Source organism: Roseibium denhamense (assembly GCF_009711415.1).
Lineage (GTDB): Bacteria > Pseudomonadota > Alphaproteobacteria > Rhizobiales > Stappiaceae > Roseibium > Roseibium denhamense.
Genome location: NZ_SMLZ01000111.1, coordinates 120,462 through 143,380, shown reverse-complemented (window position 1 = coordinate 143,380; position 22,919 = coordinate 120,462). Strand labels below are relative to the sequence as shown.

23 protein-coding genes are annotated in these 22,919 nt (G+C 55.6%); 12 read left to right on the top strand and 11 right to left on the bottom strand.

The annotated features are described in order from the left end of the window. The first annotated feature begins 66 nt into the window (after positions 1-66). The 5 genes from E1180_RS15000 to E1180_RS14980 all read left to right on the top strand — a co-directional run bounded on the left by E1180_RS15000 (position 67) and on the right by E1180_RS14980 (position 5,495). Positions 67-1,893, top strand: coding sequence for a M3 family oligoendopeptidase (locus tag E1180_RS15000; protein ID WP_155192024.1), 1,827 nt, complete (start codon positions 67-69; stop codon positions 1,891-1,893). Then, positions 1,865-2,830: a heme-dependent oxidative N-demethylase family protein gene (locus E1180_RS14995; RefSeq protein WP_208997163.1), complete on the top strand. Its 966-nt coding sequence runs from the start codon at positions 1,865-1,867 to the stop codon at positions 2,828-2,830. The genes E1180_RS15000 and E1180_RS14995 overlap by 29 nt, the downstream gene beginning before the upstream one ends. A gap of 103 nt (positions 2,831-2,933) precedes the next feature. After that, positions 2,934-4,313: an ABC1 kinase family protein gene (locus tag E1180_RS14990; protein WP_155192023.1), complete on the top strand. Its 1,380-nt coding sequence runs from the start codon at positions 2,934-2,936 to the stop codon at positions 4,311-4,313. Positions 4,314-4,453: 140 nt separating this feature from the next. After that, on the top strand, positions 4,454-4,735 hold the full coding sequence (locus E1180_RS14985) for an aa3-type cytochrome c oxidase subunit IV (protein WP_155192022.1): 282 nt from the start codon (positions 4,454-4,456) through the stop codon (positions 4,733-4,735). Positions 4,736-4,823: 88 nt separating this feature from the next. Further along, entirely contained in the window at positions 4,824-5,495 is a 672-nt protein-coding gene (locus E1180_RS14980) for an RluA family pseudouridine synthase (RefSeq protein WP_155192021.1), read from the top strand. A gap of 2 nt (positions 5,496-5,497) precedes the next feature. On the opposite strand, the gene E1180_RS14975 is transcribed toward E1180_RS14980, so the two are convergent. Both E1180_RS14975 and rpsU read right to left on the bottom strand, forming a co-directional pair. Beyond that, positions 5,498-6,310, bottom strand: a complete 813-nt coding sequence (locus E1180_RS14975; RefSeq protein ID WP_155192162.1) for a tetratricopeptide repeat protein — start codon at positions 6,308-6,310, stop codon at positions 5,498-5,500. A 203-nt stretch (positions 6,311-6,513) separates the two neighbouring features. Further along, positions 6,514-6,741, bottom strand: coding sequence for a 30S ribosomal protein S21 (gene rpsU / locus E1180_RS14970; protein ID WP_008188883.1), 228 nt, complete (start codon positions 6,739-6,741; stop codon positions 6,514-6,516). 335 nt (positions 6,742-7,076) lie between these two features. Between rpsU and E1180_RS14965 the strand changes: the two genes are divergently transcribed. Continuing rightward, positions 7,077-8,474: an MATE family efflux transporter gene (locus tag E1180_RS14965; protein WP_155192020.1), complete on the top strand. Its 1,398-nt coding sequence runs from the start codon at positions 7,077-7,079 to the stop codon at positions 8,472-8,474. Positions 8,475-8,557: 83 nt separating this feature from the next. On the opposite strand, the gene E1180_RS14960 is transcribed toward E1180_RS14965, so the two are convergent. The 3 genes from E1180_RS14960 to E1180_RS14950 all read right to left on the bottom strand — a co-directional run bounded on the left by E1180_RS14960 (position 8,558) and on the right by E1180_RS14950 (position 10,511). Continuing rightward, positions 8,558-9,667: a 5-(carboxyamino)imidazole ribonucleotide synthase gene (locus tag E1180_RS14960; RefSeq protein ID WP_155192019.1), complete on the bottom strand. Its 1,110-nt coding sequence runs from the start codon at positions 9,665-9,667 to the stop codon at positions 8,558-8,560. A 27-nt stretch (positions 9,668-9,694) separates the two neighbouring features. Further along, the gene (purE, locus tag E1180_RS14955) at positions 9,695-10,189 is read right to left on the bottom strand and encodes a 5-(carboxyamino)imidazole ribonucleotide mutase (protein ID WP_155192018.1); all 495 of its coding nucleotides are present in this window, start codon (positions 10,187-10,189) and stop codon (positions 9,695-9,697) included. Positions 10,190-10,304: 115 nt separating this feature from the next. Continuing rightward, positions 10,305-10,511, bottom strand: a complete 207-nt coding sequence (locus E1180_RS14950; protein ID WP_196220606.1) for a YdcH family protein — start codon at positions 10,509-10,511, stop codon at positions 10,305-10,307. 356 nt (positions 10,512-10,867) lie between these two features. Here E1180_RS14950 and E1180_RS14945 point away from each other — a divergent pair, with 356 nt between their 5' ends. Further along, on the top strand, positions 10,868-11,047 hold the full coding sequence (locus tag E1180_RS14945) for a YdcH family protein (protein ID WP_155192017.1): 180 nt from the start codon (positions 10,868-10,870) through the stop codon (positions 11,045-11,047). Positions 11,048-11,125: 78 nt separating this feature from the next. Here E1180_RS14945 and E1180_RS14940 read toward each other — a convergent pair whose 3' ends face one another. Together E1180_RS14940 and E1180_RS14935 are read right to left on the bottom strand one after the other, a co-directional pair. Then, the gene (locus E1180_RS14940; RefSeq protein ID WP_155192016.1) at positions 11,126-12,760 is read right to left on the bottom strand and encodes an acyl-CoA synthetase; all 1,635 of its coding nucleotides are present in this window, start codon (positions 12,758-12,760) and stop codon (positions 11,126-11,128) included. 74 nt (positions 12,761-12,834) lie between these two features. After that, positions 12,835-13,599: a sulfite exporter TauE/SafE family protein gene (locus E1180_RS14935; protein ID WP_155192015.1), complete on the bottom strand. Its 765-nt coding sequence runs from the start codon at positions 13,597-13,599 to the stop codon at positions 12,835-12,837. 177 nt (positions 13,600-13,776) lie between these two features. Here E1180_RS14935 and E1180_RS14930 point away from each other — a divergent pair, with 177 nt between their 5' ends. Both E1180_RS14930 and E1180_RS14925 read left to right on the top strand, forming a co-directional pair. Next, complete coding sequence (locus E1180_RS14930) at positions 13,777-15,684, top strand: propionyl-CoA synthetase (RefSeq protein ID WP_155192014.1); 1,908 nt, start codon at positions 13,777-13,779, stop codon at positions 15,682-15,684. Between the two features lie 135 nt (positions 15,685-15,819). Next, positions 15,820-16,611, top strand: coding sequence for an SDR family NAD(P)-dependent oxidoreductase (locus E1180_RS14925; RefSeq protein WP_283404422.1), 792 nt, complete (start codon positions 15,820-15,822; stop codon positions 16,609-16,611). A 37-nt stretch (positions 16,612-16,648) separates the two neighbouring features. On the opposite strand, the gene E1180_RS14920 is transcribed toward E1180_RS14925, so the two are convergent. Further along, positions 16,649-18,436, bottom strand: a complete 1,788-nt coding sequence (locus E1180_RS14920) for an ABC transporter transmembrane domain-containing protein (RefSeq protein ID WP_155192013.1) — start codon at positions 18,434-18,436, stop codon at positions 16,649-16,651. Between the two features lie 386 nt (positions 18,437-18,822). Between E1180_RS14920 and rpmE the strand changes: the two genes are divergently transcribed. Continuing rightward, complete coding sequence (gene rpmE, locus E1180_RS14915) at positions 18,823-19,047, top strand: 50S ribosomal protein L31 (protein WP_155192012.1); 225 nt, start codon at positions 18,823-18,825, stop codon at positions 19,045-19,047. Positions 19,048-19,172: 125 nt separating this feature from the next. On the opposite strand, the gene rcdA is transcribed toward rpmE, so the two are convergent. Further along, entirely contained in the window at positions 19,173-19,712 is a 540-nt protein-coding gene (gene rcdA / locus E1180_RS14910; RefSeq protein ID WP_155192011.1) for a protease adaptor protein RcdA, read from the bottom strand. A gap of 413 nt (positions 19,713-20,125) precedes the next feature. Then, the gene (locus E1180_RS14905; RefSeq protein ID WP_155192010.1) at positions 20,126-20,323 is read right to left on the bottom strand and encodes a DUF1192 domain-containing protein; all 198 of its coding nucleotides are present in this window, start codon (positions 20,321-20,323) and stop codon (positions 20,126-20,128) included. A 147-nt stretch (positions 20,324-20,470) separates the two neighbouring features. Between E1180_RS14905 and E1180_RS14900 the strand changes: the two genes are divergently transcribed. After that, a complete protein-coding gene (locus E1180_RS14900; RefSeq protein ID WP_155192009.1) occupies positions 20,471-21,475 on the top strand; it encodes an NAD(P)H-quinone oxidoreductase in 1,005 nt (334 codons plus the stop codon). A 151-nt stretch (positions 21,476-21,626) separates the two neighbouring features. Then, entirely contained in the window at positions 21,627-22,373 is a 747-nt protein-coding gene (locus E1180_RS14895; protein WP_155192008.1) for a DUF1013 domain-containing protein, read from the top strand. Positions 22,374-22,506: 133 nt separating this feature from the next. Here E1180_RS14895 and E1180_RS14890 read toward each other — a convergent pair whose 3' ends face one another. Beyond that, on the bottom strand, positions 22,507-22,890 hold the full coding sequence (locus tag E1180_RS14890; RefSeq protein ID WP_155192007.1) for a GFA family protein: 384 nt from the start codon (positions 22,888-22,890) through the stop codon (positions 22,507-22,509). Positions 22,891-22,919: the final 29 nt, after the last annotated feature.

Genomic DNA, 22,919 nt, shown 5'->3' with positions numbered 1-22,919 from the left:
CAGCCTACTAGTTTCACGGAAAACAGTGTTGATGCGCCTGAATCAAAGTCTTGACCGGAGTTGTAAATGCCTCGTAACCAGCCCGTATATTCGCCAAAGACGGCCGCCGCAGAAGATCTTGGAAGTCTACCGGAATGGGATTTGACCGATCTTTACGCCGGGATGGACTCCGATCAGGTGAAGGGTGATCTTTCTGAGGCGTTGAGCAGAGCTGTGACGTTTGAGACCTCCTACAAAGGCCGGCTCGAGCAATTGGCATCAGAAAACGTGTTTGGGCTGACAACCGCCATCCGTGCCTATGAGGATCTTGAGGATCTCATGGGCCGTCTGATCTCGTTTGCAGGCCTGGTTTATGCCGGTAATACGTCCGATCCCGCGACGCAGAAGTTCTATGGCGATGTTCAAGAACAGATCACGACGGCGAGCACGCATCTTTTATTCTTTACGCTGGAGATGAACCGAATCGACGATGCGGTGATGGATCAGGCCATGGAAGACGCAGGCCTGTCGCACTACCGGCCCTGGATCACGGATCTGCGAAAAGGCAAACCTTACCAGCTCGAAGACCGGGTCGAGCAGCTGTTCCACGAAAAGTCAGTGACCGGCAGCGGCGCTTGGAACCGCCTTTTCGATGAAACGATGACGTCGCTATCGTTCCAGGTGGACGGGCAAGACCTTGGTATCGAGCCAACCCTGAATATGTTGCAGGACCCGTCCGGTGATGTTCGCAAGGCTGCTTTTGACGCCTTGCAGTCGACGTTTTCCCGCCAGCTGCCGACGTTCACCCTGATCACGAATACACTGGCCAAAGACAAAGAGGTTTCCGACCGCTGGCGTAAGTTTGCGGATATTGCCGATGACAGGCATCTGTCGAACCGGGTCGAACGTGAAGTTGTTGATGCTCTGGTTTTGGCGGTCCGCGAGGCCTATCCGCGGCTCTCGCACCGCTACTACAAAATGAAAGCCAAGTGGCTGGGCATGGAGCAGCTCAATGCTTGGGACCGGAACGCGCCGTTGCCAGACGCGGATACCCGGATTATCCCGTGGACCGAAGCCAAGGACACAGTGCTTGCAGCCTATAGCCGCTTTTCGCCGGACATGGCCGAAATCGCGAACCGCTTTTTTGAAAGAGGCTGGATAGATGCACCCGCGCGCACCGGAAAGGCGCCAGGCGCCTTTGCCCATCCCACTGTTCCAAGTTCGCATCCGTACGTCCTGCTCAATTACCAGGGCAAAATTCGTGATGTGATGACCTTGGCCCATGAACTGGGTCATGGCGTCCATCAGGTGTTGGCCGGAGCGAACGGACCTCTGATGGCGCCAACACCGCTGACACTTGCGGAAACAGCGAGCGTCTTTGGGGAAATGCTGACATTCAAGTCTTTGCTTGAAAAAGCGGACAATCCCGAAAAAAAGAAGAACATGCTGGCGTCCAAAGCAGAGGACATGCTGAACACCGTCGTGCGCCAGATCGCGTTCTACACGTTTGAGCGCAAGGTGCACACGGAACGCCGGAATGGCGAGCTGACGGCCGACAAGATTGGTGAGCTTTGGATGTCGGTGCAAAGCGAGAGTCTCGGCCCGGCGGTAAAACTCAACGACGGGTATGAGACCTTTTGGACGTATATCCCGCACTTCATTCATTCACCTTTCTATGTCTACGCATATGCGTTTGGCGATTGCCTGGTGAACTCTCTTTATGCCGTCTATGAGCAAGCTGATGCGGGCTTTCAAGACAAGTACTTTGATTTGCTCAAGGCCGGCGGAACCAAGCACCATAGCGAGCTCTTGGCACCTTTCGGTTTGAGCGCTGCTGAGCCAGATTTCTGGCGGAAAGGGCTTGCCGTCATCGAAGGGCTTATAGATGAGCTCGAGCAGTTGGATAGGCACTGAAAACCTGTCACTTGAGCTTGTGAACCCAATGAAACGCGCAGCTCCACCGTTCATGCACACGCCCTATGATGGGTCAACCAATCCGTTTACAGTCGGCTTGCGGCCCATTGACAAGGCGGCTTGGATCGAGCCGGACCGCCATCTTTTGGAGCATCTGGCGGTAAAAGACAGCTTGCTGGAGACCAGCCGGGAAAGCGTTTTTCAAGCAGAGGCTGAAACGGAGCCGGCGCAGCGGGAAATCCTTGCGATGATACGGGATCATCTTCAGATCCATCATCCGGACATCTATAAGGTCAGCCCCGACACGGTCACAATCGGCGAGAACCGGACAGTCCAGACCGCGCCCGGGGACGCTCCGCTGACGATTGCAGCCCGCCTCGTTCAAGAAGACCTCGTTGTGATGCGGGCTTCGGGTGATGAATACCGCTTGGCCGCCGCCTGTCTCTGTTTCCCATCATCATGGTCGCTGGTTGAAAAGTTCGGACAGCCCATGTCTGGGCTTCATGAAAATGTTCCCGGCTTCAATGGTGCGCGCATGGGGCAAATGGTGGCGCGCATTTTTGAAAACCTGAAGCCTGAGCAGATTGTGTGCCGCTACAACTGGTCTTTGTACCCCGATGCCGAACTCCATCATCCGCGCCCGAAACGCTTGCGCGGAGATGTAACGGCACAAGGCCTTGTCCGCTTGTATGTGCGTGTAGAGCGGCAAACCCTCCGGCGGATGCCGGAAAGCGGTGATTTGCTGTTCACGATCAAGATCCATCACGATCCGATTGCCGCGATTTTGGATGATCCGGACGGGAGCTCGCTTGCGAGTGGGCTGGCAAAGCAGTTGCGTGCTCTCGATCCTGATCAAACCCACTACAAAGGGATTGGCCGGATCAAGGCAGACCTTGTTGATGCTCTTGAAAAACTTGGAAACGGCCAACTGATGTGATCGGCAGAGTGTGGATTCAAACATGCACCATCTGGTCGTTTTGCGGGTACGTCTTATGTAGTCCGATAAGAATAGGTCCAGATACTTTGAGGTAAACTGCCGTATGGCCGAGGAAAAAGACCGGGAAGGTAACAGGCTTTCAGCGCGAATGGGCCGCTACGCCCGCGTGGGCGGCAATGTCGGCGGCATTGCAGCCAAGGTTGCCGGCGCCCGGCTGCTTGGGATGAACTTGGACAATTCCAAGAATGCGGCCGAGTTGGCGGCAGCGCTGGGCGGGTTGAAGGGCCCGCTTATGAAGGTTGCGCAGTTGCTGTCTACAATACCAGATGCTTTGCCGCCCGAATACACCACGGAATTGGCGAAGTTGCAGGCGAATGCGCCGCCCATGGGCTGGGCATTTGTCAAACGGCGCATGCGCGCTGAGCTTGGTGCCAATTGGCAAGACCGCTTTGGTGAGTTCGACAAGGAGCCAGCCGCTGCCGCGTCTTTGGGGCAGGTGCACAGGGCAGTCGGAAAAGATGGCGAAGGTCTCGCTTGTAAACTGCAATATCCCGATATGGCGTCAGCAGTTGAAGCAGATCTCAAACAGTTGCAATGGCTGTTCTCGATGCATCGGCGGATGTCCCCTGCAATCGATACCAGGGAGATCGCAAAGGAAATCAGTGCGCGGGTCCGCGAAGAACTCGATTACACCCGCGAAGCGGGACACATTGCAATGTATCGAATCATTCTGGCAGGCGCTGACCACATCCGCGTGCCAGAAGTGCGGTCTGAGCTTTCAACAAGCCGTCTTTTGACCATGGGATGGTTGAACGGAAAACCATTGTTGGACTTCAAGGAGCACAGTCAGGAAGAACGGAATCGCCTCGCTCAAACCATGTTCCATGCGTGGTGGCACCCGTTCAGCCATTTTGGCGTCATTCACGGTGATCCGCATCTTGGAAACTATACGGTATTTGAGGAAGACGGGGCGCCCACAGGCATCAACCTGCTGGATTATGGCTGTATCAGGATCTTCCCGAAACAGTTCGTCCAGGGCGTGGTTGAGCTCTATCGTGGGCTCCTTGCCGAAGATGACGACCGTGTGGTCGGTGCGTATGAATTGTGGGGCTTTAAAAATCTCAAAAAGGAAATCATCGAGGTTTTGAACATCTGGGCGCGCTTCATCTATGGACCGTTGCTGACGGACCGTGTCCGGTCCATCGCAGATGGTGTGTCGGCCGCTGAGTATGGGCGCAAAGAGGCGTTTCGAGTGCACTCCGCACTGAAGGAGCTTGGCCCGGTCACGGTGCCGCAAGAATTCGTTTTCATGGACCGGGCAGCCATCGGTCTCGGTGGGGTGTTTTTGCACCTGCGGGCGGAACTCAACTTCTATCAGTTGTTCAACGAGCAGATCGATGGTTTCGAGGCAGACACAGTCGAGCAGCGGCAGGACGGTGTCATGCGGCAGGCCGGACTTCGCGAAATCGCAGCTGCTGAGTGAAATTCACGGTAGATGGGCAAGCCGTACCCTGGCGTTGCAAGCCGCAAAGCTTGCGGCGGAAAATCACAGTTGATTGGATTGCCCAATGACGGCCCGTATTGTAAAGAACCAGCTGATAGAGGATCTTTTTGGGGGACTTAATGTCTGAAGACAACGCGTCGGCAATGGACTACGACTCGCACGAGCGGACGTATGAGGCGTTTATCAACTTCTCGAAGATCGGCACTGTTGCAGTGTTGAACATCGTTGTTTGCCTTATTTTGTTTGCTTTCGGCGGCACAACAGCCGTTGTGTTCGGATGGCTGATGCTCATCGCGACCCTAGTCGCAACCGCCATTGGCATGGCACTTGGCGCGTCCGGATGGATTCCCCCGACCGCAGTGTTCGGCCTGACCGTCGTTTTGGCTGTCCTGATGGTTTAAACCCGGGGCCATTGCCAAAGGTTATCTGAATTTGCGAATTGGCGCGGCCTTGCCGCGCCTTTTTGCGTTGTTTTTGAAATGTGACCGCATGGAGCAGACTGTCCCGCCCACATTTGAATACAATCCGCCGCAAGAACCATTCTTGCCGGTTCTGCACGCTGATAACCACATCCTAGTTGTCTCAAAACCAACCGGCCTTTTGAGTGTGCCTGGCAAGGCGTCGGAACACGGCGATTGCGTGGAAGCGCGGGCTCAGTCTCTTTATGCTTGCGCGCGCATTGTCCACCGGCTTGATATGGATACCTCAGGGGTGATGGTTCTGGCCATGTGCCCAAAGGCGCATCGGCATCTCGGCCTTCAGTTCGAGCGCCGTAAGACGGAAAAAACCTATTTCGCCGAAGTCTGGGGCCACATGAGCCAAACCGGGGGAGTTGTCGATCTGCCGCTTATTTGTGATTGGCCGAACCGCCCAAGGCAGAAGGTTTGTTTTGAACACGGAAAATTTGCCGAAACCCGATGGCAGGTGATCGAAAGACGGGAACGCACCACGCTTTTGAAGCTGATGCCGAAAACCGGCCGGTCGCACCAGTTGCGTGTTCACATGATGGCGCTGGGCCATCCGATTATCGGTGACCGGTTTTATGCTACTGGCGAAGCCCTTGCAGCCAAATCAAGACTGGCTCTGCATGCTGAGAAGCTGTCATTGCATCATCCAAGCGATGGCACATGGATGAGTTTTGAGATGCAGCACCCGTTTTAGGGTCAGCTTCTGATCCGGCCCAGACCGTCGCGGGCAATCTGATTGGAGTTATCCAGCGTCATGGCGCGGGTGTAGTTCCGGCGCGCATCGGAGTTCTGCCCAAGCATCTCGAGCGCCAAGCCGCGGTTAGCCCAGGCCACGGACGAGTCCCGGTCTAGGTTGACCGCCATGGACAGGTCTTCCAGCGCAGCGTTCGGATCGTTCACGGCAAGATAGGAAATCCCGCGGGCGATGTAAGGCGCGCTGGCTTTCGGATTAAGACCGATCGCGGTCGCGAAGTCTTCGATCGCCTGGCTGTCCTGGTTCTGCGCCTGATAAATCAGGCCCCGGTTATAGAAGGCGCGGGCATCGCTGCTGTCGCGCGCAATAACCGAATTGAAATCAGCCAAGGCGGCGCTGAAGTTTCCTTGCTGACGGTAGATATTGCCGCGGCCCACATAGGCGACATCGTAATCAGGCTTGATATTGATCGCGCGCGTGTAGTCAGCGACGGCCAAATCATTCTGACCAAGCCGCCGGTAGACAAGCGCGCGGTTCGCATATGTCTGGAATGACTGCGGATTCAGCTGGAGCGCGGTGTTGAAATCGGCGACGGCTTGATCAAGTTTGCCGGCCTGACCATACGCAATTCCACGGGTGCTGTAGGCATTTGCATCCGATGGATTGGCTTCGATGACTGCGGTCAATGACGCAATGTTTGTCGCCGAACCGGCGGATGTGTTTACCGGAACGTCGTTATAAACACCGCTGCCCTGGCAGGCTGCGAGAAAGGTCGCAAGTCCAAGCACTGTAGCGTGTGGCAGCAGTCTGCGCATGCGATAGAGATGCTCTTTCAATCCAAAGCGGTAACACATGCGGTTGTCTGCCTTCATTACGGCACCAGTATGACTGGGAGCTTCGCTTTGCCTTGCTGATTTGCGGCCCGTAACGCCAAAAAGCCGACCGTTATTCCGGCCGGCCTCACGGCTTCTATATAGCAGCTAAGGCGTTTCACCTTACCAGACAGCTCTAGCCGCGATTAGCGGCGAGCAGATTTGCCCGGAAGAAGACCTTCGCGCTGAGCCCGCTTGCGAGCCAATTTGCGCGCGCGGCGAATGGCTTCAGCTTTTTCACGAGCTTTTTTCTCAGACGGTTTTTCAAAGTGACCGCGAAGTTTCATTTCGCGGAAGATGCCTTCACGCTGCATCTTTTTCTTGAGCGCTTTCAGCGCTTGATCGACATTGTTGTCGCGAACCAGAACCTGCACGCGTTTTTTCCCGTTTTCGATGCGCTGTGGCCCATCCACAGCTGAAAAAGTTGATTGAAGCAAAACACAGACTGCGGAGCGCTTGACTGCATCGGAAACACGCAATCAAACCGGCATGCTTTCATAAGAGTACAGAAACTTAGCCGCCGCTTACGCGTCGCTTACTTTGTGCGAGTATCTACCAGAGCAAACCGGCTGTGTCCACAGCCATCGGCAAAAGAATCGGTTTCTCCGGGTTGACCGGCCTCCGGTGCGTAGCCATTGGGGATGGACACTGACGATATTGCCAAGTAGAGCTGTCGTCTTTCCCATTGCCCTGAGTGTTGGAGGAGACGATGGCGCCGAGCGCTCCGGGGACCCCTGATTCGCCTACCGCAAAATCGTTATGGCGCACGGACGTGCTGCCAACGCTCAGTCTTGGCCTGCCGCTGGCGGGCGCCCAGCTTGCGCAGATGGCGATCAATACCACCGATGTTCTGATGATCGGGCGGCTTGGTGCCGAGGAACTTGCGGCCTCCGTTTTGGCCTTCAACTTTTATATGCTCCTGTGGTTTTTCGGCATGGGAGTCTTGCAGGCCGTAATTCCGCTGGCGGCCAAGGCGCGCGGCCAGCGAAAGCCGAGGGACCTCCGCCGTGCGGTGCGCATGGGGTTCTGGATCGCCGTCCTGTTCTGCCTTCCCGTCTGGATGCTTCTGTTTTTCACCGAGGAGCTCCTGATCCTGTTCGGCCAGGATCCAAGACTTGCGCAGATGGCAGGGGATTACATGGTGTATCTGCAGTGGACGATGCTGCCGGCCCTTCTGATCATGGCAATCCGAGGCTTCCTGACCGTCATGGAGAAGACGCAGGTGGTCTTATGGGCAACGATCGCTGGTGCGGTGGTGAATGCCATTCTGGATTACCTGCTCATTTTCGGGGAATACGGCTTTCCAAGACTAGAGCTGGTCGGGGCGGGGATTGCTTCGGTCTTCAGTGCAACGACAACATTCGTGTTCTTGTTGGTCTATACGCTCGTCCATCCAAAACTGCGCCGCTATGCAATTCTTGGCCGGATCTGGCGTTCAGACTGGCCTGCGTTCTTTATGATTGTCCGGTTGGGAACACCAATCGGATTAACAATCATTGCGGAAGGGTCGCTGTTTTCAATGTCGGCCATCATGATTGGATGGCTCGGGACGTTGCCGCTGGCCGGACACGGGATCGCCCTTCAAATCGCATCGCTCACCTTCATGGTTCCGGTCGGCTTGTCGGTGGCCGCCATGACCCGCGTAAGCCTTGCCGCCGGGCGCGGTGACCGGGCCGGTGTTGGCCGGGCCGGTTGGACGTCTCTTGCCGTGACGATGGTCTTCATGGGTTTCTTTGCGATCCTGTTCTGGACGATCCCCGAAACGCTCGTCGGCTTTTACCTGGATCTTAGCGATCCGGAATCCGCCGAGGTCCTGGCTTATGGCGTCTCGTTCTTGCTCGTCGCAGCGCTATTCCAGCTGGCCGATGGCGGGCAGATTATCGGTGTCAACAACCTGCGCGGCCTTGGAGATACCACAATCCCTCTACTTTACGCCCTGTTCGGGTACTGGGGAGTTGGGATCAGTTTGTCGCTCGGCCTAGGCTTCGTGGCGGGCTGGGGGGGCGTTGGCGTATGGTGTGGCCTTGCCGGTGGTCTTGCATCGGTTGCCCTTCTCGCAAACTACCGGTTTTCGAGGCGAGAGAAACTCGGCCTGGTCAAGCTCTGAGGGCTCCAGTGTCTGATCGTGCGGACTGGACGATAGCCAAACGGTGCTTTGCTCGAGCAGGCACCGTTTTAGAAGCTAAAAAGTCAGGTTTCGCCCTCAGTGAGGGCTTTGGCCTTGATGTGGTTGACATGACCCATCTTGCGCCCCTCACGTGTTTCCGATTTGCCGTATAGGTGAAGGCATGCGTTCGGATCGGATAGGGCTGCATGCCACTCATCAGCTTCAAATCCGATCAGGTTTTCCATAACCGCGTCCGAGTGGCGTTGGGCCGAACCGAGCGGCCATCCGGCAACAGCGCGAATGTGCTGGTCGAACTGGGATGTCAGGCAAGCGTCCTGGGTCCAGTGCCCGGAGTTGTGGACCCGAGGCGCTATTTCATTCACGAGGAGCCGTTCCTCTCCATCTTCCTGAAGCAGAAACATTTCAACGCCCATGACACCCACATATTCAAGGCCTGTCACGATCTGCTCAGCCATCCGGCGTGCGGTATTCAGTGTTTCTGCCGTCACGCCCGCAGGAACGGTTGATGTCTTCAGGATGTGGTTCTCATGGTGGTTCCGGGCGATGTCATAGCTGACACAGGTGCCATCAAGGCTTCTTGCTACGATAACCGATACTTCGCATTCAAATGCGATGAGCTGCTCCAGGACCGCCGGTACGCTACCAAGTGCGGCATATGCGCCGTTGCCGTCAGCGCTGCTCCGGATCATCAATTGGCCTTTGCCGTCATATCCGAAGCGTCGGGTTTTCAGGACACCTTTTCCGTTGAATTTTTGAAGCGCTTGATCGAGATCTTCCTGCGAGTTGATCTCGGCAAAACCGGCTATGTCGACACTGGCCTTGGTAAGGTATTGTTTTTCGAACAGGCGGTCTTGCGAAATCTCAAGCGCTCGCACACCGGGGCGGACCGGCACTTTAGCGTGCAGCCGGCTGGCCGTCGGACCGGGAACGTTCTCGAATTCGTAAGTCACGACATCTACGGCGGCCGCAAATCTGTCGAGCGCGTCCGCATCCTCATAAGGTGCAACCGTGAATGTGTTGCTGACGTCAAATGCAGGACTGCCCGGGTCCGGGCAATAGATATGTGTCTTCAGGCCCATTTTTGCAGCAGACTGGGCCAGCATCCGGCCAAGCTGGCCGCCACCCAGAATTCCGATCGTATCGCCGGGCTGAAGCCTCGCCGGTGTGCTCATCCTGCTTGTCCTGCTGCTGAAGTGTGCCTAGCCGGCTGTTGTGTCGGGTGTTTCCGCAACGGCACGGGTCCGGTCCGCGCGATAAGTCTCAAGGGCGGTTTCAATCCGCTCATCTGACAGTGCGAGCACTGCCGCCGCCAGAAGGGCGGCATTGGTTGCTCCTGCTTTTCCGATTGCCAAAGTGCCGACCGGAATGCCGCCCGGCATTTGAACGATCGACAAAAGACTGTCTTCACCGGAAAGCGCGCGGCTTTCCACCGGCACTCCAAACACTGGAAGCGGTGTCAAGGACGCCGTCATTCCGGGTAAGTGCGCCGCGCCCCCTGCGCCTGCAATAATGACCTTGAAGCCCGCGGCCTTTGCCCCTTTTGCGAAATCGTACATCCGGTCCGGAGTGCGGTGGGCGGAAACGATACGTGCATCATAACTGATGCCCAGCAGCGCCAGCGTCTCTGCGGCATGTTTCATCGTCGGCCAATCGGATTGGCTGCCCATAATGATGGCGACATCGGCTTGTGTCATGTTCGGCTCCGGCGGTCCGAGGGCTGAAGAGGCGCGGAGTATATGCAGGGAGCGGTTCAGTGCAAGCCCGAATGGAAAATGTTGATTTCTTGCTTGGCGTTTGCTTGTTCACAGCTCAGGCAATGATGTCCGGGAACAGTTGGTCCTCCAGAGCGGATATCCGGTCTTTGATCATCAGTTTCCGTTTTTTCAGCCGTTGGAGTTGAAGCACATCGTGATTGGCCGTGGCTGCAAGAGCTTCGACCGCGACATCCAAGTCCCGGTGTTCCTGACGGAGTTGGGCCAGCTCGGTGCGCAAGGCCTCTGTGTCCATCGGTGCCATTCATCTTCCCCCAAAACCAAGGCTTCAGTCCTAGTCTAATTTACTGCCATCCTGCAAGATATCATCTTGAAACGCATTTCCGGCCGCGGGTCCGTCTTTGCGCCAGCGTTGAAATGAGCGGAATGCCATGAGTTTTCAGTCTCCTTCAGCTGCGGGTTCTTGGCGATGGCTCTCCGAAGGGAAAAGCGCGGTTTTGAGCATCGGCAAGCCGTCGCGGGTTTAGGGTTTCCTAAGGCTAATTGCGAGAATGCATAATTCGTCGGCAAAACGCCTACGATATGCAATTTCGGCAATCGACAAGATCCGCTTTTATGTGCACCATGGTTGGGTTGAGCCAACAGACAGGAGGTTTATCCATGTCACTGCAGTCACATCTCGCCGAACTCGAGCGCCGCCACGCGGAAATGGAACGCAAGATCGAAGACGCTCAGTTGCATCCGAGTACGGACTCCCTTCAATTGGCTGACATGAAACGAAAAAAGCTCAAGATCAAAGACGAGATCGAGCGAATACGGCAGGGCGAAACGCTCCACTAAGGAGTGAAAGCCACTATCGGAATTTGAAACGCCGCGACCTCCGCGGCGTTTTTGTTTGGAAGCCCGGAGAAAGACGCGTTAAAGGTTTTTCGCCTGCTCCCGCAGCGCGAACTTCTGAATCTTTCCGGTCGAAGTTTTCGGCACGTCGACGAACACCACGTTCTTGGGTGCTTTAAAGTTGGCAAGATGCTCTTTGCAAAAGGCAATCAACTCCGCTTCGGTCGCCTCCATTCCAGGCTTCAGCTCGACAAAGGCGCAAGGTGTTTCTCCCCACTTTTCGTCCGGCTTTGCAACGACGGCAACTGCTTGAATGGCATCGTGCTTGTAAAGTACATCCTCGACTTCAATCGACGAGATGTTTTCGCCCCCTGAAATGATAATGTCCTTCGAGCGGTCTTTGAGTTGGATGTAGCCATCTGGATGCATGACACCCAGATCGCCGGAATGGAACCAGCCGCCCTTAAACGCGCTGTCGGTTGCCTCCGGATTTTTCAGATATCCTTTCATCACAACATTTCCGCGGAACATGACTTCGCCCAATGTTGTTCCATCAGCCGGGACCGGTGTCATTGTTTCCGGATCGAGGACTGCGAGATCTTCAAGAGCAACATACCGGACGCCTTGCCTTGCCTTTTTCTGAGCCTGTTCCGCCGGTGATAAGTCCTCCCACTCGGACTTCCAGTCATTGACGACGGCAGGCCCATAGACTTCGGTCAGGCCGTAAAGATGGGTCACATTGAAACCGGCATTCTTCATGGCGGCCAATACGCTTTCAGGAGGTGGCGCCGCGGCGGTAAAGAACTCAACCGTTCTTCCAAGGTCCCGCTTTTGGTCGGCTGGTGCGTTCAAGAGGGTCGACATGATGATCGGAGCACCGCAGAGATGGGTCACATCCTCATCCGCCATGAGATCCCACATGGCTTGCGGGCGCACCCAGCGAAGGCAAACATGCGTGCCGGCGACAACGGAAAGGGACCAGGGAAAACACCAGCCATTGCAATGGAACATTGGCAAGGTCCACAAGTAGACCGGATGCTTTGCCATTGAAGCGGTGATGACGTTCGCCTGAGCCAGAAGATAAGCGCCGCGGTGGTGGTAGACGACGCCTTTCGGATTGCCGGTCGTTCCAGAGGTATAGTTTAAAGTAATGGCATCCCATTCATCGTCCGGAAGCGACCAGGCAAACTCGGGATCTCCATCAGCAACGAATTCATCGTAATCCAAGGTCCCGAGACGGGCCCCCTCTTGGGGAAACTCGGGGTCAGAGTAGTCAATGATCGTTGGTGATACCTTTGCCAATGAGAGAGCTTCTTGAATAACAGGTGCAAACTCGCGATCGGTGATGAGGACCTTACAATCCGCATGGTCGAGCTGAAAGGCGATGATGGCGGCATCCAGCCGCGTGTTGAGCGAATGAAGAACCGCCTTCACCATGGGCACGCCGTAGTGGGCTTCCAGCATCGGTGGAACATTGGACAGCATGACACTGACCGTATCGTTTTTACCGACGCCCAGCCTGCTGAGCGAGGATGCGAGCTGGCGGCTGCGCTTGTAAAATGTCCGGTAATCCAAGCGCTGGCGGCCGTGTACGATTGCAGTGGTCTCCGGGAAAACACCAGCCGCCCGGGCCAGAAAGCTCAAAGGGCTCAAGGCTGCGTAATTTGCTGCGGTTTTTTCCAGACCCTGGGCATAGGGTGTCGCTGTGGCGTCCATGATCTTCCTCCCGCATTGTTTTGCCAGCATCAAAGCGGGAAAAGCACGTCTGCGCAATGTCACCTTTGTCGAGGTCAGGCGATCAGAACGATTGCGCCGTCGTAGAGCAACTTCAAACCGATCAGCCCCATGAACGCATACAAGAGCCTGTAAAAAGTCTCTGCCTTGACGATCTTTACCAGCCGGACACCAATGAGCGTTGCAACAAGGGCAAGCGGAAACAGCATCGCCGAAGTGGCGAGGTTGGTAGCATCAAACTGGCCGAGGAAGAAATAGGGAGCGACCTTTACGGTGTTTACGACGGCAAAAAAAATGACTGCGGTTCCCGCAAATAGCACCGGTGGCAGTCTGAGCGGCAGCGTGTACATTTGAAATGGCGGGCCGCCTGTGTGACTGACGAAACTGGTTATGCCTGCGATCGTTCCCCAAAATACACCTTTTGGCACATTATGATCCGCAGGCTCGCTTGTTCCTTTGCGCTTGAAAACATAGTCGGCCACGAACGCCACTGCGATAAGTCCAATCACCAAGGTCATGACCGCTTCATCAACATAGGAGGCAGTCGCCCAGCCAATGCCGATCCCTGCGATTGCCGCAGGCAACAAGATAAGCAGTGTCCGCCAATCCGCCCGTCCCTTGTAGGCGACCAACGCAACTCCATCCATCAGGAGCAGGATGGGAAGCATGATGCCGGCTGCTTGGAGCGGCGAAATGACCAGGGCCATTAGCGGCACGCCGAGCATTGCAAAAGTGCCCCCGAACCCGCCCTTGGAAAGACCCACGAGAAACACTGCCGGGATCGCGGCCGCATAAAACCAGGGGTCAGCTATTGGATGCATGAGAGAAACGCTTTTCGGGTGCTTGCGGGTTGAGCGCGCGGGAACGCGAAACAATCACGGCGAAAGACTTACGTAAAGACCCGATAATCTAATTGCCTAAGCAGTGACACTTGCTTTTGCGCCGCCGCATGCACCACTGTAGGCGAAAGCGCCGCTGCGAGTTTGGGAGGACGATGCATGGCAAGCCGTTATCATGACGTCTATAAGGGCTGGAAGGAAGATCCGCTCGGTTTTTGGAAGTCTGCCGCCTCTGAGATCGACTGGGTGGCGACGTCGGACAAGATATTTGATCCGGATCAAGGGCAGTATGGACGCTGGTTCCCCGATTGGGAATGCAATACGTGCTACAACTGCCTCGACAGACATGTCGAGCGCGGACGCCCGGGGCAGCCAGCGCTGATCTATGACAGCCCGATCACGGGGCGGAAGCAAACCTTCACTTACGCGGAGCTCCTGGAAGAAGTGGAAGGGTTTGCGGCCGTCCTTCAGGATCAGGGCCTATCCAAGGGTGACCGGGCCATCATTTACATGCCGATGATCCCGCAAGCGGTCATGGCGATGCTTGCTTGTGCAAGGCTCGGGGTCGTTCATTCGGTCGTGTTTGGTGGTTTCGCGGCAAACGAACTGGCGACCCGGATCGACGATGCGACGCCAAAAACCATTATCGCTGCATCTTGCGGTATCGAGCCTGGCCGGGTGATTGCCTACAAGCCGCTGATTGACCAGGCTATAGAGCTTTCCAAGCATAAGCCGGACAGTGTGCTGGTTGTTCAACGCGAGGAACAAAAAGCTGAGCTGCAGGACGGACGCGATCACGATCTGGGTGCCTTGCAGGCAGATGCTGTCGCCGCTGGGAGGAAAGTGTCCCCGGTGCCCGTGAAGGCGACGGATCCGCTTTATGTCCTTTATACCTCGGGTACGACCGGCCAGCCGAAAGGCGTGGTGCGTGACAATGGCGGCCATATGGTTGCTCTGAAATGGACCATGTCGAACCTATATGACGTGCAACCGGGAGAAGTCTTTTGGGCAGCCTCCGATGTCGGCTGGGTCGTTGGTCATTCCTACATTTGCTATGCGCCGCTTTTGCATGGTTGCACAACGATTCTCTTCGAAGGCAAACCCGTTGGAACACCGGACGCAGGCGTGTTCTGGCGCGTCATCTCGGAGCACAACGTTGTTTCGCTTTTCACGGCGCCCACCGCGTTCCGGGCCATCCGCAAGGAGGACCCGAAGGGCGAACTCATCAAGCAGTACGATCTGTCGACTTACCGCTCGCTTTTCCTGGCTGGCGAGCGGGCGGATCCAGAGACTGTCAACTGGGCAATCGATCAGCTGCAGGTCCCTGTGATTGATCACTGGTGGCAGACGGAGACCGGCTGGTGCATTGTCGGCAACCCGCTTGGGCTCGGATCATTGCCGGTGAAACCGGGATCGCCAACGGTTCCGATGCCGGGCTATGACGTTCAGGTCCTCGATGATGCCGGCCACCCGCTTGGGCCAAATACACTGGGAAATATCGTAGTTAAGTTGCCGCTTCCGCCCGGTACATTCCCGACCCTTTGGAATGCCGACAAGCGGTTCTTTGATTCTTATCTGGCCGAGTTTCCCGGCTACTACAAAACGGCTGATGCCGGAGTAATCGACGATGATGGATATCTGTCGATCATGGCGCGGACCGACGATATCATCAATGTCGCCGGGCACCGGCTATCGACTGGTGGCATGGAGGAAGTGCTGGCGACCCATCCGGATGTGGCCGAATGTGCCGTGATCGGGATCGCCGACAAGCTTAAAGGTCAATTGCCATGCGGGTTTGTGGTTTTGAAAGCCGGTGTGGAGCGCGCTCATGAGGACATCGAGAAAGAACTTGTGAAACTGGTCCGGGAGCGTATTGGGCCGGTCGCCGCCTTCAAGATTGCGATCACCGTCGACCGGTTGCCGAAAACCCGTTCCGGTAAAATCTTGCGCGGAACGATGCGTCAGATTGCAGATGGGGAAACTTACAAGATGCCCGCAACGATCGACGACCCGGCGATTTTGGACGAGATCACCGAAGCTTTGAAATCCCACGGCATTTCGGCTTAGGAAACAAATGTGTCCTAACGGCATGTGGAGAACATCCATCGACATGCCGGTTTTCCGCGCCTATGGTCTCCCCGCCGCAATGCGGCCCACGTGTTATTCGTGGCAGGTCAGATAGTTTGCCGTGGGGTTTTGAACGTGTCTTTGGAAAACAAGGTCGCCATTGTTACGGGTGCTGCGCGCGGAATCGGATTTGCAGTTGCCAAGCGCTTTGTCATGGATGGCGCGAAAGTTGTCATTGCCGATGTTGATGATCAGGCGGGCGAAGAGGCTGTGAAGGATCTTCAGAGCCTTGGTGATGCGATGTATGTGCATTGCAATGTGGCGCAGCGGCTGGATGTCCGTAACCTCGTTGCGGAAACACTGAACGCCTTCAAGGATATCGATATTCTGGTAAACAACGCCGGAGTTGTCGTGGGCGCGGACTTTTTGGAACTGGAAGAAGATGATTTTGATCGCGTCCTCTCGATCAACCTGAAGGGAGCCTTCCTGTGTTCGCAGGCGGTAGCCCGTCACATGGTCGAGCAGGTCGAGGCAGGCGGATCCCCTGGCTGTATCATCAATATGTCGTCGATCAATTCGGTGGTCGCCATCCCGAATCAGATCCCTTACTGCGTTTCCAAAGGTGGCATGACGCAGCTCACCAAGACGACCGCGCTCGCGCTTGCGCCTCATGGCATTCGCGTAAACGCGATCGGTCCGGGCTCGATCATGACGGAGATGCTATCATCGGTGAATAGCGACCCGGCGGCGAAAAACCGGATCATGTCCCGGACTCCGATGCTGCGTATTGGTGAGCCGTCTGAAATTGCCAGTGTGGCCGCTTTCCTTGCATCCCAGGATGCGAGCTATGTCACCGGGCAGACGATTTTTGCAGATGGCGGGCGCCTCCCGCTGAATTACACGGTTGCGGTTCCCGACGGTGACTAACTGGTTCTGCAAAGCAGACAAGACGAAGCGGGGTGTCTCAAGACATCCCGTTTTTTTTGTCCGCACCGAATTGAAGCCTGGCGAGCTTTGCGTAAAGCCCATCGGCCTTGCTCAGCGCGTCGTGGGTGCCTGACTCCACAATCTTTCCCTGATCCATCACGACAATTCTGTCGGCCTTCAGCACTGTTGCAAGGCGGTGCGCAATGACAAGTGTGGTCCGGCCCTTCATCAAGCTGTCGAGTGCCTGTTGAACAAGGCTTTCGCTTTCGGCGTCCAGGGCGCTTGTGGCTTCGTCGAGCAGGAGGACCGGAGCGCTTTTCAAAACAGCGCGAGCAATCGCAATTCGTTGGCGTTGCCCACCGGATAAGGTGATGCCCCGCTCGCCGACGATTGTGTCGTATCCCTCAGGCATGGCTTCAATAAAGTCTGCAGCAAGCGCTGCTTTTGCCGCAGCCTCTATTTCGGCTCTGCTCGCCTCCGGTTTGCCATAGCCGATGTTTTCCGCGATGGACGCCCCGAAAACGACAGTATCTTGAGGAACAAGCGCTATGTGGCGGCGCAGGTCCTGCGGGTCGAAATCGGGAAGGGCCACACCATCGAAACGGATCTGTCCATCAACCGGATCGTAGTAGCGCATCAACAGGCTAAAGAGCGTCGATTTGCCAGCACCAGATGGTCCCACAACCGCAACGGTTTCACCAGGTGAAATGGTCAACGCGAAGTTTTCCACCACGGGAAGCGTGCTGCTGTTGCGGTACGAAAAAGAGACGTTGTCAAAGATGATTTCACCTCTGGCGGTGTCCGGCAGCGTTTTTGGCTGCGCAGGGGCAGCAATTTCGGGCGCGACATTCAGAAGTTCCGAAAGGCGCTCGGCGGCGCCCGCTGCTTGTGAAAGCTCTCCCCAGACTTCGGAAAGAGCTGCCAGCGAACCTGCCGCCAGGATCGAGTAAAGAAGGAATTGGCTCAGTTCCCCGCCTGTGATCCGCCCTGCAAAAACATCGCTTGCGCCAATCCAGAGAACGGCAACGATACTGCTCCCAATGACGATGATGGCGAAGCCGGTCAACGCTGCCCGCGCCACGATGGCCTTGCGGGCGGCTTGAAAGGCCGTTTCGACGGCCCGGCCGTACTTTCCAGCGCTGAGTGCTTCATAGGTAAAGGCCTGAAGGGTGCGCACGGAACCCAGCATCTCACCCGCGTAGGCGGACGCGTCAGCCAGCGTGTCCTGTGCGAACCTGGATCGTTTCCGGACCTGACGGCCGAAGCCGAGCACGGGAACCAAAATCACCGGAATTGCAGCCAAAACGATGATTGAGAGGCGCGGGCTTGTCACGACCATCATTACGCTCGCACCGGCAAACATGATCAAGTTGCGCATGGCAAGTGAGGCACTGGCACCGAAGGCCGACTTGATCTGGGTCGTATCGGCTGTCAAACGCGAGAGTATCTCGCCTGATTTCGCGCTGTCATAGAAACTTGCGCTGAGATACGTCATGTGCGCAAAGACATCTGAGCGGACATCGGCCACCACCCGTTCACCGATCCACATCACGAGGAAGTATCGCACCGAGCTCGCCAAAGCCAGCGCACAAACGACCCCAATCAGAACACTGAAATAAGAGTTCACCAAGGCAGGATCGTCGGCACCAAAGCCGAAGTCGATCATACGGCGAACCGCCGCCGGTAGAATGAGTGTAATGATTGCCGCCGAAAACAATGCAACTACCGCCGCTGAAACCATCAGCTTGTGGCGCGTGATGTAGGGCAGTAGCCGGATCAGCGGACGAAGAGACTTCTGGCTTCGGTTGGTTTTGTCCGTCGTCATTGTTTTGGAATTTTGCTCTTTGGGTTTTTTTGGTTGAGTGCCTACATAATCAGGTGAGGGAGCGGTGCCAATCCTTTTCAAATCCGGCAGCGAATTTCCGCCTGATCCACCAGATTTTCCTCGAAGGACTTGTCTGAAAAACTCAGGGATCGGTGTGTAACGGATCTGACATCAGAGTGGCTTTCGAGTTATTGCGGGACGGGGAGCTATTCCTGTTTGTAAAAAGCACCGCCGACCTCTTGTTTCAGCCGCTGCCTTAGGGTATATCCCCGCCTCATGTTTCTAAGGGCGGCGTCTGCAACCGGATTGGCGGCCCTTTATTTCGTTTGCGTTGTCCTTGCCCGTTTCACAAATAGGCGTGCTGGAAGCGCTTGAAAGGACAGGCCATGAAAGCGGATATCCATCCCGATTACCACACCATCAAAGTCGTTATGACCGATGGTACCGAGTTCACCACCCGCTCCACTTATGGGGCAGAAGGTGACACTCTTCAGCTCGACATCGATCCTTCGTCCCATCCAGCATGGACGGGTGGCAACACCCAGCTGATGGACCGCGGCGGCCGCGTGTCTCGCTTCAAGAACAAATTTGCTGGTTTTCTCGGCTCTTAAGCTGTTAGGAAAATCGGAAAGCAAACGAGAAAACCCGGCCGATGGCCGGGTTTTTTGTTGGCGCTGGCTAAATGAAAAAGGCCGCCTTATGCAGGCGGCCTCTCAAGCGTCATAAGCGCATTTCTTTATCGGATGTTGCCGAACGCGGCATTCAACTTGTTGAGCTGAGAGGCGACCGGATTGTCGTTTCCTGCTTGCTCGGCTTGCTCTTCTTCGACCCGGTAAAGCATCTTGTCGAGGTGGACGATGCGTTCCTGCAGCCGCGTTGAGCGTTCAATCAAATCGCGCAGGGTTTGCGGCAGGTCTTGCCAGGCCGATCCGCCGGTTGCACTGCTCAGTTTGTCGAGACGCACCTTGTTCTTGTCGTTGCCGGCTTGCTCGCGTGACATCTCGCCTTCATTCACCGCGCGCTGAAGAAGCAGCCAGGATGCAAGCTGCATGAGCCGTGTCGTCAGCCGCATTGATTCTGTGGCATAGGCAAGCGAAGCAGGGCGTTCAAGAAGCTTGGCTTCCTCGCGGCCGTCACCGTCCAGATACATTGCAGTCTCTTCAACTAAAGACATGCCTTCCTGAAACAGGCTCTGGAAATTGTCCGAGCTTGCAAGGTGGTGCGCAATGTGCACAGCGCTCACAGGGCGGCTTGCTGATTTGATTTCTTCGGTCATAGGACTGCTACGCCTCGCTAATACTGCCGGTTCAGAGCTTGTGGGTCCCGACATCCTGTCAAAGTGTCTCACTCCGGTTCAGGTGTCTTATTTTGGGACCTTTCGCTCTGGTGTACCGGTAACTCAGCAAAGGGCGTGCCAGATGCAATTCGTTAACGGCCGTTAACCAGATGCCGTCACCTTACTATTGGTTTGAAGCAAAAAAAAGAGCCGCAAGCAGCGGCTCTGAAGTCATTAACAGGGAGGCGTCAAACAGAGTGGATTAGAGCCACTCAATCCAGATGACTGGATGCCTCTGTTTATATTTTAGAAAGATTAATGACTGGTAAACGATTAAATTTTTACCTATTTGGCTGCCCTAGAGTTTGACGGGAAGCTGTTTATCTCTCTAGTAAATGTAAGAAATATCACATCTATTTTTTGAAAAACGCGTCTGCGGCATTGCGAATATTGCCACGTTGTTCGAGGGCTGCCTGTGTCCTTTCGATCTCACCCTTAAGAGCCTTAATCCGCTCGGCGAGTTCATCTTCGGACAGGCGTTCGAGATTATCGCCCACCGAAATTGTTTCAAATGGGGATTTTTTGGGGACATCTTCATCGAACAGGCCCATGTCAACACTCCCAATCACGTGTTAAGCACTCGTTGCACATCCGGCTCTGCAGCAGTTTTGCCTTGCCTTTGCCGCCTTATGCTTGCGTCTATCTGGCTTAGGATACTGTGACTAGTGTGTCAAAATGAACCGCGAAGAAAGGCCGCCATGCAAAATCTGCCGCAAGAAATGTCTGCGATTGCGATTTCGGAACCCGGAGGGCCGGAAGTCCTAAAATTGGAAAAACGGCCTCTGCCAGAACTTGAGAGCGGGGAAATCCTGATCAGAGTTCAGGCTGCGGGCGTTAATCGTCCTGATGTGCTTCAGCGGGCAGGGGCTTATCCTCCACCAAAAGGGGCGTCAGACCTGCCGGGGCTTGAGGTCGCCGGTGAAGTTGTCAGCGTTGCGCCGGATGTTGACCGGTACCAACCTGGCGCACTGGTAACAGCTCTGGCCCCGGGTGGCGGTTATGCAGAGTTTTGTAAAGTGCCGGCCGGACATGCTTTACCCGTCCCTGGTAACCTGTCCATTGTTGAAGCCGCAGCATTGCCGGAAACGTTCTTTACGGTCTGGGCGAATGTGTTCGACAGGTGCGGCTTGAAGGCAGGTGAAACGTTTCTCGTTCATGGCGGGTCGTCCGGGATAGGAACAACGGCGATCCAGCTTGCCAAAACCTTCGGTGCGCAAGTGTTCACGACCGTGGGATCCGATGCCAAAGCAGACGCCGTCAAAAAGCTGGGCGCGGACCATGTCATCAATTACCGCAACCAGGTGTTTGAAAAGGAAATCCTGGAAATTACCAATGGACAGGGTGTTGACGTCATTCTTGACATGGTTGGGGGCGACTATGTTGAGCGGAACTGGAAAGCTGCAGCAATAGAAGGACGGGTCTGCCAGATTGCGACACTCAATGGTGTCTCCGACAAGGTCAATTTTTCCCGCCTCATGGTGAAGCGCTTAACCCATACCGGGACTACTCTGAGGCCACGCAGCGTTGCTTTCAAAGACCGGATTGCGGCCCAATTGCTGGACACTGTATGGCCGAAGGTCGGGGACGGGCAGATACGCCCCGTCATGGATTCGACTTTTCCATTTCAAGATTCGGCCAAGGCTCATGAACGCATGGAGAGTTCAAGCCATATCGGGAAAATCGTGCTGACGTTCGAAACGTGACTGCCCCGTTGCCTTCAGCCAAGGTTTCTGTCGCGGATGTTTGCGTTTGGACTGCGTTCGGACTATATTCAGGCAACTTCCCATTAATCTTGAATGGTACATCGCTTTTTCGCCCTGCCGGGCGAGAGAGCACACAGGAGGAATTTGACCGATGGCGAACACGCCGCTTATGCCGAAGGCAACCGCTGTCTGGCTCGTGGACAACACCGCGCTGAGCTTCACTCAGATCGCAAGCTTCTGCAAACTTCATCCGCTTGAGGTGAAGGCGATTGCGGACGGCGAAGCTGCTCAGGGCATTAAAGGTCTTGATCCGATCCTAACTGGTCAGCTGACGCGTGAAGAAGTCGAAAAGGCTCAAAACGACCCGAACTATCAGCTGAAGCTGCAGGGCTCGAAAGTTGTTGTTCCCGAATCCAAACGGAAAGGGCCGCGCTATACTCCGGTGTCCCGCCGTCAGGACCGGCCGAACGCAATTTTGTGGTTGGTGCGCAACCACCCGGAGTTGAAAGATGCCCAGATCATGCGGCTGGTTGGGACAACAAAGCCGACCATCGCAGCTATTCGCGACCGGACGCACTGGAATTCCGCCAATTTGACACCGTCTGATCCCGTCACACTTGGACTTTGCAGCCAGTTGGAGTTGGATATGGAAGTCGAAAAGGCGGCGAAGAATGCTCCTCTACCAGCGGCCGGAGAGGCTGAAAACACCCTTATGTCCGTCGATGAGAGCACCAGTGACGATGCAATCGCCGCTGCTTTCTCGCTTGATACAAGCAAGCCGATCCAGCGCGAGGAAGAAGAGGAGATCGATGTCGACGCCGTGTTCGCAAATCTGAGCTCTCCGAAAGAATCAGAAGGCGGCGACGAAACGGACGACGACAGCTCGAACAAGTCTTAAACGCCTGCTCCAGCGGCAGTTCTGAAGCCACCGGTTGAAGCATCAGCCGGTGGTTTTTTGTCCTCTAAGGTGAGGAAATGCGCGGGGTGGAAGCTGTAACAGTCCCTGACCTTAGGTTAGGTGCAGATGTTACTTAGAGTTTCTGGAGCTGAGGGGCGTCGCCGGTGATGTCATAATAGTCACCCTTGTCTTTGACAAAGATGTGTTTGCCAATTTTAAGTCCGGTCGGACTTTCCAGACACCCGGCTGCGATGCCTATGCCGTCTTCGGTATTCATGCGGTAAAACAGGCTGCATCCACAAAACTTGCAAAAGCCGCGTTTGGCGAAATCAGATGATTCATACCAGGTCAGGCCATCATCCGCCGTGAAGCTCAAACTGTCATAGGGGGCATGCGTCGATGCCCAGGCATGCCCGCTCGCACGGCGGCATTGTCCGCAATGACAAACCGTGACCGTATTTCGAACCTTTGGAACTTCGAACCGGACTTTTCCGCAGTCACAGCGACCTTTGAGCAAGTCTGTCTCCTGAGAAATTGCCGAGAGGC